Consider the following 13295-nt stretch of genomic DNA (forward strand, 5'->3'; position numbering starts at 1 on the left):
TAAACGATGTATCCAGATAAAAAGGAGGGTTTGAATTGAAAATCAGAAAACAGATTTCAGGTCTCTTGATTGTTGTTATCATGCTTTCCATATTCAGTGGGTTCATCCCAATATTCGAAAGGTCTGTATATGCGGCGGCGGATCCAAATGTAATTAGCAACGGGGACTTTGAAGTCGTGGATGGCATAGGCAAGCCGGTCGCGTGGACGGTTACCAGTGCAGGCGGCGTTGCGGACGGGGCAGTCAGCTCGGTGTTGGGCACCGGGGCTAGTCCGGCGCATGGCGGCAGCTATTATGCCAGTATGTCCGGAGCGATAACAGCCAATGTTTACTTAAGCACCTCCATGTCAGGGCTGACGAACGGCAACTATACCCTGGGTGCATGGGTGAAATTGAGCGGTGGGCTGTCACTCTTCCAAGCCATTGCGGAGAATTTTGGCGGCACAGCCATTACTTACAATCCGAACGTAACAAGCGGTCAATGGACCTACATCGAAATCAATAACATCAGTGTCTCCAATAACAGTCTTTCCGTCAAGTTCGGATACAATGGAGATTCCGGCTCCAAGTACTTGTATATTGATGATGTGACAGTACGCAGAAGCTATGTATCGAACAATGCGGGCTTTGAATCTGGCAGTACGGTTACGGGTGGGAATACAACCCCCAAGAACTGGTCCCTGTCCAGTACCGATGCCAATGCCATGAAGATCGTCAATGTCGTTCAAAATGATGCGGCAAATGCCCATAACGGCAACAGCTATGCGACAGTAACAGGCACAACATATTCGACGGATTTATATCTTTCTTACACCTTGTCAGCTGGAGCAATTCCTAATGGTACTTATAAGGTAGGGGCTTGGGTGAAATCCAGCGGTGGGCTTGGCAAGTTTTACTTGCAGTCGAAATCTTATGATGTGAATAATTCTGCAACACAAACATTGATCAACATTGATAAGACCAATCCGCTTACAAATTGGACCTATGTTGAGGTTACGAACATACCCGTGACCGCTACCAAGATGACGGTAACCATCGCCTATCAGTCTTCAGCAGCGGATAAATTCATAATGATCGATGATGTTTCAATCACAATGATTAGCGATCCAAACGCAACACCGACGCCGGTACCGACGGCGACACCTACACCAATGCCTACGCCGACGGCCACACCAACAGCAACGCCAACAGCAACGCCAACAGCAACGCCAACAGCAACGCCGACGGCCACACCAACACCAACTGCTACCCCGACTCCGGCACCTACTATACCTCCTGGGGATAACTTGCTGTTGAACCCGGGAATGGAGTTGGATGCGAAGGTTGTCGCGCTTCCTAACGGCTATCGGAAATGGACCGACACAACGGCGAATGCGGATGCCATCACGACTGTTGCAGGAACGGACGCATCCCCCTCCCAAAGCGGCAACTATCATTTGAAGCTTGGTAAGGATGGTGCCTTCAAAGCTTATGTCTATCAGGATATTGTGGGCCTGAAGAATGGGCTATATACTTTCGGGGTTTGGATCAAGTCCAGCGGCGGGCAAAGCCGGCTTCTCGTCCAAGCTCAAGGCTATGATTCGAACAGCAGCACCAAGACAACTAGCCTTCCATTGACGGCAATAGGACAATGGACCTTGTATATCATCAAGGACATTCCTGTCTCGAATAATAAGCTGACAGTGAATATCGGGGCGGAGGGAGCTGCGGGTGGAACCGGACAATACCTTCTGTCTGATAATTGGGTCGTCGTCAGCCAGGATGGTACAGGCGGATTTACGGAAGCTCCCGCTTTGCTTGGGTCCAACCAATCGAATCCGAAATACAGGGATATACAGCCTGTCTATTCCATGGACCTGACTGAGCAAGCATGGAGCTACAAGGGCGATTTTGCAACGTTATGGAAGCCGGTTTATCTGCCGAATTATTTCAACCAAGGGACTTTCCAATGGATTGATTTCAAACGTCAGATCACCATTCCTGCCGACCATCTGAACGAAGCGATTAAGCTTCAGATTCCAGCCATCTATGATGGTGGAGAGGTCTTCATCGATGACCTGAACACACCGGTGGATATCATTCCCTACTCCATTTATCCTTACACTTTGGACATTTCCCGGTATGTGAAGGATAGCACCCCCCACACTCTGATGGTCAGAAGCTACAGTAAGGATAATTATTCTGGCTATCTAACAGGTCGCTTTAACACCGGCTTAAATTACAACGGTTACTTGGGCATGCCCAAGGGAATTGCACTTGATTTCTTCCCACTGGTACATATCAGTGATACCTTCGTTAAGCCTTCTGTGTCGAAGGATCAATTGTCTTACGATGTATGGGTCAGTAATACGACCGACAACGATAAGACCGTAACTATTTCTGCCAATCTCACGCCTTGGAATACAGAAGATCACTGGAATTATCCCGTATTGCAAGATCAAACGGTAACCATTCCTGCTCATACCGAGCACAAGGTAAGCTTCAATCCAGTCACTTGGGGATTGGGCAGTGACAGCTACTGGTGGCCCAATATTCCGTTCCGTGAGGATTATACCGCCAAGCTGCACAATATGAATTTCACCCTGAAGGAAGGCCAGACCGTTCTACACCAGCAGACCCAACGCTTTGGCTTCGTGGAATTTACCGAAGGGACTACCAGCTATAAAGTGAACGGCGTTGAAGTATTCCAGACGATGGACTCTACTCAAGAAGCAATGTGGAATCCAGGAGCAGTTTCAGGCTTTGGAGTTGGATACAGTAAACTTGAGGGTTGGGGAGAGGACCCGGTAAACGGGGCCAAGGAATCCTGGAAACGCTATTTGCGTTTGGGGATCAATACCTTTCGACTCCATACTTCTGCAGGAACCAAAGTCATGCTGGATACCGCAGACGAGATAGGAATGATGATTGTTCCAGAATCGGCCTTTAGAGGATACGATACACCGAAGGAAATATGGGACCCGTTGTATAAACCAGCTGGGATCAGGGCCATGGTAAAGTACAATCGTAAGCACCCATCTATTGCAAGGTATAGCTTAGGAAATGAATGGAAGGCATTTACTGATGATCTGACGGTTTCGAGAGGCTTAATCGACGCCGCAGTCCAAGAAGATACAACACGACCACTGTCATATTCAGGGGATAAGGCTACTTACTCTAGTGGAATCCGTTATAGCACAGATGGGAAGTACCATGCGTATATTTTCGCCCATTATTACGAGCCATCTCACAGCACAACGGAGCTTCGAGGAGTAGAGGAAACTGCGTGGGTTACGGATACAACCAAAACGGTTTCAAATCACAACGAGCTGATTACGGTAGCTAATAATGCAATTTTATACCGCTCCTATGGGTTTGCTGTTTTCGGGCCTTGGTGCTTAAATAACTATTGGCCGAATTTCCTGCAAGGATCATCGTTCGATGCCAAAACATACCCCAGCAGAAATGACGTACGTCCGCTAGACCGTACGAATGGGGTGGACGGTTGGGGCTCCAACATCATTAGCTTCGTCCAGAACAGCTACCATATTTTTGCTTCAGCTGATCTTGGCATCTACCAGATGGCCCTGAATACAGAAAATGACCTGTTCAAGGATGAGAAGCTTCCAACTTATCAGCCGGGTGCAACGATTAAGAGAAAGATGGTCATGTTTAACAATGACTTGAAGAGTCATAACATGAACATCGAGTGGGAAGCAAGATGGGATAGTACTGCTGGAGAATTGGTTGCCTCAGGTGCTACGGCCCCTGTGACGCTAGCTCCGAACCGTTCGGATACGCCTACCATCACATTCACAGCACCATCCATCACTGACGTAACTTACCGGAATCTTTATTTCATCGTAAAGACGAAGGTTGACGGTACAGTGCAGTTTACAGAGAACCGATACTATTTCTACATTGGTACCAATCCGTATTCTGTCAATTACTCGGGCCAAGCTGTGTTCGGCACGCCTGACATTACCGCTTCGGTTGTTGATCCAGTATGGGATTCCGTTCCGGGAGTTAAAGTAGAAAGTCTCCGCAGCAAGTCTTCCATTGCCCCGGTGGACTTTGTAATGCCTACAGGTACGCTTAAGGTGATGTGGGATTCGAATTATGTCTATGGCTATGTGAAAGTGGACAATTCCATCTATCCGAATAACTCGGCGAACGCGAATATTTGGGAGAAGGATGGTGTCGATTTCTTCCTGGACAGCGACAATGTAAGGCCTGACATCTATGGGGCGGATGAGCGTCATTTTATCGTGTCCTACAAGAATGACATTCAAGCCTTTGACAGCGCCGGATTGTCGGGAATAGTAAGTTCCGCTAGAGAAATTCCGGGAGGCTATATAATCCAGGTTAAGGTTCCTGCAGGATTGGTTCATACGGTAGATGACCAGATTGGATTCGACGTCCAGATGAACGTAACGGCTAATCTAGGTAAGAGGATTGCAATTGTAGGCTGGTCGGGTACCCAGAACAAATCAGACAGCTTGCCTAGCGTATGGGGACAGATGAATCTTGTTGGTTCGCTGGACGCAGCGATTACTCCTGTATCAGTGGCATATGACAAGTACGACTCTCAACCCGTAAGCGTGAACGTGCAAGTTTATGGTAACCCGCAGCAAAGCCTGGTTATCAAGAATGGCTCTTATACGTTGGTAAATGGAACCGACTATACCGTATCGGGCTCTGTATATACGATTCGACCTAGCTATCTGAACAGCCTATCGGTCGGCCAACATACATTGACCTTCGATTTCCTAACCGGTGCAGATCGTCAATGGGTTGTTAACGTGACGGATTCGACGGTTCAAGAAAAGATGACTGTTCCGCAGGCAGTAGCTGCTGGGTCCCATTTTACCGTCCAATACGGTTTGGAAAATTTGGTTCGTGGCGCTGTATATGCACAGGACATGGATATCGTATACGATCCGAATAAGCTTGAGTTTGTTGGCGTGCAAGAGTTGCAATCCAACTATAAGATCGTAGGAACCAACACTTCTGTCCCAGGTCACGTTCGTCTACTTGCTGCAGTAACTTCACAGGGTGCAGGTGTAACCAATGGCGCTGATTTATTCTCCCTTCAATGGAGAGCCAAGTCCCTTGTACAAGCGGCAGGAGCAACCATAAGCGTCAACTCCGTCTTGTCCAATGTGGATAGCCAGCCAATTAACGCAAGAGGATATTCGGTAGACACTCAAATCGTCATCGTAGATAAGGAAGCGCTCCGCCAAGCGGTTGCCTCTGCAAGAAGTCTGTACGATTCTTCTACTGAAGGAAACGGGTTCGATCAATACCCGGTTGGCTCCAAGGCTAATCTGCTTACCGCTATTAACCAAGCCAATGCCGTGCTCGTGGATGAAGGCGCAATGCAAGGTCAAATTGAAGATGCGTATACCGCGTTGCAGACGGCGGTCTCCACATTCATGGCTTTGAAGAAGATCAGAGCGTTGGAGGATGTGACCGGAGATGGCGTAATTAATGTCCATGACCTAAGCTACATGGCAGTACGGTATGGTTTGAAACAAGGGAACAGCCAATGGGATTCGAATGCAGATCTAAACAAAGATGGCGAAATTACAATTATTGATTTGGCTATGTTGGCAAAGAAGATTTTAAACTAAATTAAAATTACTTGTGAAGCAAGGCTCCGTTTAAAAACGGGGCCTTGTTACTCTAAGGCGAAACTTTTTTAGAAAAACTATTCTTAATAAAGGGGTTCTAGAAAATGAAATATATAACATCTCTCATTGCCCTCATTTTTACAATTTCATGTGCTTTCTCAGTGACTGCTTTTGCCATCGCAGGTGTGCCTGGATTTACTTTAACGACAAGCAGCGCAAAAGTTGCTCCGGAAGGGACTTTTTCTGTAACAGCAACTGGGGACGTAACAAACATGTATGCATTTGAAACAAAGTTTTCTTATGACACCAGTAAGCTCGAGTTCATCTCGGCGACAACAACACTTCTGAATGGCTTTAGTATCCCGCCCGTAGCAGGAAATAGTGAGCTAGTGTTTGCATTTACAAAGATGGGCAATGCACCTGTGGAGAATGGCACGAAGGCATTAACCGTACTAACGTTCTCGGTTAAAAAAGGTGCGAGTGGAACTGCATCTGTTACTTGGGAACGTTATATGAACGTGGATAATAATCTTGCTACATCAATCCTCACACCAGGTCTAACTGCTTCAATTACAATTGGGAGCGAATCAACAGCAACGCCAACGCCAACAGCAACACCATCACCATCACCATCACCATCACCATCACCATCACCACCGTCAATACCATCAATACCATCAATACCATCAACACCATCACCACCGGCAAATCCAGTCCCACCAGTCGGAACAACGATTTATGTGACTCCTGTTGTATCTGGAGATACAGCTAAATCGGTAATCAGCCAAGCGTCTATTTCAAAAGCTCTAAGCCAAATAACCCCAGAGATTTCCGGCGGTAAGACAGCCATTGTTGAAGTACAGCCAGTATCGGGGGTTAATAGCTATTCGCTAGATTTGCCTGCACAGTTTTTTCAATCGGGAACAGGCAAACAAAATGTTGAAATTCAAACCTCGCTGGGTGAGGTTATGATTCCTGACAATATGCTAACAGCGAAGTCTTTGGGTACTCCATCGCAAGTCGAAATTGTCATTGGTAAAGGGGATAGATCCACATTAAAAGATTCAGTCAAAGAACAATTGGGTAACAAACCGATTATTGAGCTCACAATGATGTTGGATGGCCGAAAGGTTGAATGGAAGAATAATCAAGTGCCAGTTACTGTATCTATTAAATACACACCGACAGCAGAAGAATTAAAGCATTCTGAGCATATTGCCATTTGGTATATTGATGGAGAGGGTCAGGTTAATAAGGTGCCATCAGGCAAATACGACGCTATAACGGGTGAGGTTACGTTTAGTACGACACATTTTAGCAAGTATGGAATTGGATATGAAGTTAAATCCTTCACTGATTTGGTCAACTACAGTTGGGCTAAAAGTCAGATCGAAGTGTTGGCATCCAAAGGTATTATTACAGGGACTTCAGAGAACCAGTTTAGTCCAGCCAACTTAATCACCAGAGCAGATTTTATTCTTCTTCTAGTAAAAACGTTGGGATTAACAGCTGATGGTCAGGGCAATTTCGATGATGTACCCCCAGATGAGTATTATGCAGAATCTGTACAAATTTCCAAATCACTGGGTATAGCAAATGGAGATGAAAATAATCAATTTAACCCATCGCAGCCGATTACACGCCAGGACCTTATGAGTCTGCTTGCCAGAGCCATGATCGTCAAAGGAGTGTTGAAGGAGTCATCTTCAAAGGCAGATCTAAACGCGTTTACGGATCACAAGGACATTGCTTCTTATGCACAAAAATCAATTGCAGCACTTGTCCAAGCAGGAATCGTTCAAGGAGATGGCAATCAGCTTCGTCCTGTTGGTGCAACAACTAGAGCCGAAGCTGCAGTGCTGCTCTATCAGGTATATACGAAGTAGTACAATGGTTGTTGCTGAAAAGCGGCCAAACTCCTTTATGCCCTCAAGGAGTTTGGCCGCTTCATTATGCGTTATTGTGATACGATGCTACGTTAATATTGATGTAAGACCAACCACCCATTGCAAAATTCGCATTCATTACCAAAATTAATATCCGGTTGAAGTTGTTCCCAGGAAGTAAACAAGCCGAGGGCAAGCTTACAGCTGTTTATTTCCTGTTTCCATTGCGTTTGGACATCAAATGAAACTACTTCATCTGGCATCCAGGTTCTGGGGTTGCAGGTTGCGTGCTCATAAGATTCTAGAACGTTATTAGCTTGGTCCAGGATTGCGATTTTTAATATGGCATTTCGGTAGATCGGGGCAACGCCTTTATTAATTAATCGTACTTGAATGTTAAAATCAGTAGTCCATTCAGAAGGTAGCACCACTTCTTCTACTACAAAATGATAGCCCAGGCGATTATTCAGCTCCCATAGAAGCTGACGGTTTTCATTAAGAAGTCGGGTACCGTCCTGCTGCCAATGGCCCATACCCATAAACGTAAAATGCCCCTCATCAACAATTTCTCGAAGTTTCTGGGAGTTCCACTTCCCATTGGCTATCAGCCAACTGTACCAACCATAAAATTCCCCAACAGAAGGGGCAATTCCGTAGGAAGGTAGAACAGCCTTATGATCCTCTGGCAACACGATAATGCCATCTCGGCGGAGTCCAATCCCATGCTGTACAGCCCATTCTGACAAGGAGGTAGGCTCTGACCCATTTACGGGAAGAATTAACCTGGTTGAGGGGAAGGAGTCGGTCCACATCTGGATATGCTCGCGCAAGCTTTCCTCAGGCGGTTCTAAGCTTCCCTCCAAAAATTCAATGTGCCACTCTCCCCAGTTGCCGTAATTTCGGATATCGATAAACTCTATGTCGGGGTGTCCATTGTATCGTTTACCCAATTGAAGTATAAAGTTATGGATCTTATCCATATAAATGGGGTCATCCCATACTGGAATTTTCTGCTCACTACGAAGGTCGCTTAGATTGTCTTCTGTGCGGCAAGTCGTATATCCAGCACCAGTTTGAAATACATACTCCGGTACGGCTGATTGTAATACGGTACAGCTGTTGGCTGGCATGAAACCAAATGCGAAGCGTTTTCCTCTCCGAATACATTCCCGCAAGGGGGCTTCAATAAGTTCCCACCGAATGATTCCCTCTTCTGGTTCCAGATCACACCAATGATAACGCATGTAACCTAACGAACAAAGATTCCAAGCTTCTTCACTGTGCCCGTTATAGGGTTCAACTCCTTCAGTGTAGAAGCCTTCTGTTCCGTATAATACCCAGCCTTTGCCTGGATTAATTACTGGTTCACGAGCTAGCTGCATATTAATTTTGATCATTGAGTATCTCCTCCTAGACATGATAAAACGCCATGGTTAATCATTTGCCATGGCGTTTTTCATTACTATTTCTTGCCGTTAACTGCTTTATAAGAATCGTTCTTTTCCTTGATCATCTTCTGATATTCCGGATCTGCTTTCAGCTTGGCAACATAATCGTCCCATGCTTCGATCGGAGCACTGCCCAACATAACCTTCATGAAGTTTTCTACATATTTCTTACCAAGGTCGGCGCCAATTTTCATCTCTGTATCAGACATAACACCAGAGACCGGGAAGGAAGTACTAACCTTGGATCTTTCATCGGTAATCTTTTTGTTTCTATCTACATAGTCCGCAGGAATCTTATTGCCTTGTTTTGCAAGTTGATACTTGTCAAATTTGGAGAAGATATTGCTCATGGTGGTCAAAGCATCTGTTTTCGCTTGATCGTTGGTAACATAGAGGTCGCCGTTTTTTGTAAAATGGACATCAGGCAGACCGTAGCGTCCCAGTTCGTCGCCTTCGTCACTCAGACCGTAGTTGTAGAGCTCCAGAATTTTCTTCATCTTGGCTTCAGGAACTGACTTCGGAATCATGAACATTCCGTATACGCCGGTGTTACGTCCAATGAATTTGCCGTTCGGACCTGAGAGAGCAACCAGTGGCAAGGTTTCCGCCTTTGGGTTGGTCTTGCGGAGCACTTCATCCACGGTCCATGCTTGGGAAAGGGGGTCAAATCCGATGCCAGCTTTGTTTGATTGCTCAATTTCAACCACTTGAGTGCCTTTCAGTACGCCGATATCCTTGTGAATCAAGCCCTCAGCATAGGCTTTACGCAGCCAGAGAAGCGCTTGCTTGGTGCCCGGCTCGGTGTACATGTGCTGCAGGTTGCCATTGCTATCTACTTTCCAATCGTAGTTGGATGCGTTGAAGATGTTGACGATCTGCCGTAATCCGCCAAGATCATTCGTGCCAATATTGGACACTAAACCAACGGTATCCTTCTGACCATTGCCGTCAGGGTCATTGTTAGTAAATTGCTTCATTGCTTCGTAAAGATCATCCGTTGTCTCTGGCACCTTCAACCCCAGCTTATCCAACCAGTCTTTCCGGATGTTCACTTGTCCAGCATTATTGCCTTCCAATGGACGAGGTCTAGGAAGTCCATAGATCTTGCCATCGCCCATCTTGATGTTGTTCCAAATATCCGCTGGCAGTTTAGCTAGGTTCGGATAATCCTTATAATATTTGCCGATTTCCCAGAAAGCGCCTTGGGCAACCATGCCCCGCATCAATGAGCTGTTGGGACCTTCAGTGTCCAGAACTAACGTCATATCCGCCATCTCGCCAGATGCTAGTGCGACACTCACCTTCTCAGCATAGTTGTTGCCGCTGACCCAGTTAATGTTGAGCTTGGTGTTGGTACGCTTCTCATATTCCTTCAGGATCACATTATCTGCACCGATCGGTCCAACACTGAAGAATACGCTCATGATCGAGATCGGAGTTGGATCCTCCTTCTTGGTTACTGCAGGAGAAGAAGAGCTTGAGGTATTGCTGTTGCTGCCTCCGCATGCAGTCAAAGATGCTGCTGTCAAAGTTGTCACTACAGCTAAGAGTGCGGCATTTCTGTAGATATTTTTTTTCATTGTGGTGCCTCCCTTTTTGTATTTATTCTAACAGCTATATGGGAACATAGTGCTAAAATACGGTTGATAATGCGGCTTGCTAACCTTTTACTGCACCTAACATGACGCCTTTGGCGAAGTGCTTCTGAAGGAAAGGGTACACACACATAATTGGCGTCGTAGCAATGACGACTGCTGCCATCTTGAGTGCTTGTGGGTTGGCAATTTGTTCATTGTAAGCGGACTGTGTTGATGAATCAATCAACAAGGTTTGCATAACAATCTGAAGCGGCCATTTCTTGAAGTCATTGATATACATAATCGCATTGAAGAATGTATTCCAATAAGCAACGGCGAAGAATAAGCTGAATGTCGCCAGAGCAGGCAAGGACAAGGGAAGAACAATCCGGAACCATACTTGGATGTCATTGCATCCGTCAATAATAGCTGCTTCCTCTAGGCTCTCCGGAATGCTGTCGAAGAAGCTCTTCAACAGGAGTACATTCCAACCGCTGCTAAGGACTGGAATAATCAATGCCCAAATATGATTGATCAGTCCCAGATTGCGTACGAGCAGGTAATTCGGGATTAGCCCCGGATTGAACAATGTAGTGAATACAATGGCAAGCAGCAGATATTTTCTCGCCAGCATTCTTTTACGGGATAGCGCATAGGCAAGTGCCGATGTAACAATGATACTCATGGCGGTCCCTACCGTAGATAAAAAGGCGGAAACCCCAGTTGCTCGGGTGAAGAGCGGAGTGGAGAAGATATACTTGTAATTAATAAACGTGATCTTCGTAGGGAAGAGCAGCAGTTTACTATGCAAATATTCAATCGGATCGGAAATGGAAACGACAAATACATAATAGAGAGGGAATATACATGCTGCTCCTATGATGAATAGAAAGATATAGTTGGCGTACTCGAAAATCAATTCGGAGACATGGCGTTTCACGTTGTTTAACCCCTTTCTTAATATACTCCTTCTTCGCCAAACATTTTGGCCAGTCGGTTGGCCAACAAGACCATGATTAAACCAATAACAGATTTGAATAATCCAACTGCAGCGCTATAGCTGAATTGACCTGCCCGGACACCGTTGCGATAAACATAAGTATCGAATACGTCCGCGAGGCTTGCGACAGGTGCGTTGGACATCAGATAGATTTGCTCGAAGCCAACCTCCATAACTTGTCCGATGCGAAGGATCAGAAGAACGATAATGACATTCTTGATGCCCGGCAGCGTGATGTGCCATATTTGTCTGAAACGGTTGGCTCCGTCCATTCTTGCTGATTCATACAGTGCTGGATCTACACTGGTGATTGCAGCCAGGAAGATGACCGTTCCCCAGCCTGCGTCCCTCCAAATATTTTGCACAACCAACAACAGCCAGAAGGTCTTGGGCTCAGAGAGGAAGGCAATCTTCTCGCCTCCGAAGTAAGCAATGATTTCATTTACCAAACCATCGGCTTGGCCCAACATAATGAATGTAATACCAGCAATAATTACCCAAGACAGGAAATGCGGGAAGTAGATCACGGTTTGAATCCACCTTTTGTAAACCGAGCTACTCACTTCGTTCAACAGCAAGGATAATACGATTGGTGCTGGGAAGAACAACAGGAGATTAAGAAAGCTGATTGCCAGTGTATTGCGGAAGATGATTTTAAAGTCCTCATTACCGAACAACCGTTGGAAGTGTTCAAAGCCAACCCATGGGCTGTGGAGTATTCCTAGAAACGGCGAATAATTCTGGAAGGAAATGATAAGCCCCCACATGGGTACGAACTTGAAAATAAGGAAGTACAAGATGCCGGGTATAGCTAGTAAGTACAGATACCGGTCTCTGAACAGGGCCAGCAAGATCTTCTTGGTTTTGCTTGCACGGACGGTTGGTTTTACGAATGGCATTTTGGAAATCGAATTGGTTTGTGTTGTCATTTTTCACCCTATCCTATCGTTAATCTATCTATAGCTGTTGTCCTTGGCTTTATTTTATAGTGCTCGGATTCTGTCGGAAACGACAACATCACAACATTGATGGTGTTTATTTAAGATAAATCGTTTGAAGTATGCTCTAAGTTATTGTTATCTTGATAGAATCGTACTGAGCTTTAGATTACGTTATAAGGAGTGACTATCTCCCTTGTTATTGGAAAAGAAAGCGATTGAGATGCTGCATGGCCTTAATTAAAAAGTTAAGTCCCTTGTTTCCATAAAAATATATTGGGGGCATAGTTGAATGCTTTTTTACCTTGCTTCGTGTCTATATCCTCAAAAAATTCGACAATACCGGAGAAGATCTGGAAGATTTGATCTCGATCGGGACAATCTTAATTCATGGGTGGAGAGACGATCCGTGCGCTGGATGACATTTCGATAGATATTGTGCAGGGCGAGTATGTCGCCATTATGGGGCCGTCAGGTTCAGGTAAGTCCACGTTGATGAACATTATCGGTTGCCTAGACGTGTCCGACGAAGGGATCTATACACTTGACGAAAAGCATATTCACGCACTGAAGGAATCAATGTGGAGTTACCGTTGATTTAACAGTTTCCTTCGGAGTTGTCTGACGGGTAGCAGCAGCGTGTCGCGATTGCTCGCACGTTGGCTGGCGATCCGCCGATAAATCTGATGTTATGCATAATTTCGTATTAATATACATTAATAACAAACCTAGAACATTATTCGTTCTAGGTTTGTTTGTTGACTTCGATTAAAATTAGAAAACAATGGGGTCTAGTAAATGTTATTGTTTGCGCAGTTCACCAATATAAATAAT

The 13295-nt window shown here is 45.5% G+C and carries 7 protein-coding genes; 3 read left to right on the forward strand and 4 right to left on the reverse strand.

Features of this window, described 5'->3' with window-relative positions:
- The first annotated feature begins 35 nt into the window (after nucleotides 1–35).
- Nucleotides 36–5612 (forward strand): sugar-binding protein, encoded by a 5577-nt coding sequence (locus MJB10_RS08195; protein WP_314803332.1) that lies wholly within the window; start codon nucleotides 36–38, stop codon nucleotides 5610–5612.
- A gap of 104 nt (nucleotides 5613–5716) precedes the next feature.
- Nucleotides 5717–7498, forward strand: a complete 1782-nt coding sequence (locus MJB10_RS08200; RefSeq protein WP_314803334.1) for an S-layer homology domain-containing protein — start codon at nucleotides 5717–5719, stop codon at nucleotides 7496–7498.
- A 92-nt stretch (nucleotides 7499–7590) separates the two neighbouring features.
- Here MJB10_RS08200 and MJB10_RS08205 read toward each other — a convergent pair whose 3' ends face one another.
- The 4 genes from MJB10_RS08205 to MJB10_RS08220 all read right to left on the reverse strand — a co-directional run bounded on the left by MJB10_RS08205 (nucleotide 7591) and on the right by MJB10_RS08220 (nucleotide 12452).
- Nucleotides 7591–8895 (reverse strand): DUF4832 domain-containing protein, encoded by a 1305-nt coding sequence (locus MJB10_RS08205; RefSeq protein ID WP_314803336.1) that lies wholly within the window; start codon nucleotides 8893–8895, stop codon nucleotides 7591–7593.
- Nucleotides 8896–8960: 65 nt separating this feature from the next.
- A complete protein-coding gene (locus MJB10_RS08210; protein ID WP_314803338.1) occupies nucleotides 8961–10526 on the reverse strand; it encodes an extracellular solute-binding protein in 1566 nt (521 codons plus the stop codon).
- Nucleotides 10527–10605: 79 nt separating this feature from the next.
- Nucleotides 10606–11463 (reverse strand): carbohydrate ABC transporter permease, encoded by an 858-nt coding sequence (locus tag MJB10_RS08215; protein WP_314803340.1) that lies wholly within the window; start codon nucleotides 11461–11463, stop codon nucleotides 10606–10608.
- Between the two features lie 17 nt (nucleotides 11464–11480).
- Nucleotides 11481–12452 (reverse strand): ABC transporter permease, encoded by a 972-nt coding sequence (locus MJB10_RS08220; RefSeq protein ID WP_314803342.1) that lies wholly within the window; start codon nucleotides 12450–12452, stop codon nucleotides 11481–11483.
- A 399-nt stretch (nucleotides 12453–12851) separates the two neighbouring features.
- Between MJB10_RS08220 and MJB10_RS08225 the strand changes: the two genes are divergently transcribed.
- Nucleotides 12852–13058: an ATP-binding cassette domain-containing protein gene (locus MJB10_RS08225; RefSeq protein WP_314803344.1), complete on the forward strand. Its 207-nt coding sequence runs from the start codon at nucleotides 12852–12854 to the stop codon at nucleotides 13056–13058.
- Nucleotides 13059–13295: the final 237 nt, after the last annotated feature.

Origin of the sequence: Paenibacillus sp. MBLB1832 (assembly GCF_032271945.1) — a bacterium.
GTDB classification, from domain to species: Bacteria; Bacillota; Bacilli; order Paenibacillales; family NBRC-103111; genus Paenibacillus_E; species Paenibacillus_E roseopurpureus.

Bases quoted from the DNA above. Each gene is read 5' to 3' on its own strand.
- MJB10_RS08200 (WP_314803334.1), top strand. From the start codon at position 5,717: ATGAAATATATAACATCTCTCATTGCCCTCATTTTTACAATTTCATGT.
- MJB10_RS08205 (WP_314803336.1), bottom strand. From the start codon at position 8,895: ATGATCAAAATTAATATGCAGCTAGCTCGTGAACCAGTAATTAATCCA.
- MJB10_RS08210 (WP_314803338.1), bottom strand. From the start codon at position 10,526: ATGAAAAAAAATATCTACAGAAATGCCGCACTCTTAGCTGTAGTGACA.
- MJB10_RS08220 (WP_314803342.1), bottom strand. From the start codon at position 12,452: ATGACAACACAAACCAATTCGATTTCCAAAATGCCATTCGTAAAACCA.
- MJB10_RS08225 (WP_314803344.1), top strand. From the start codon at position 12,852: ATGGGTGGAGAGACGATCCGTGCGCTGGATGACATTTCGATAGATATT.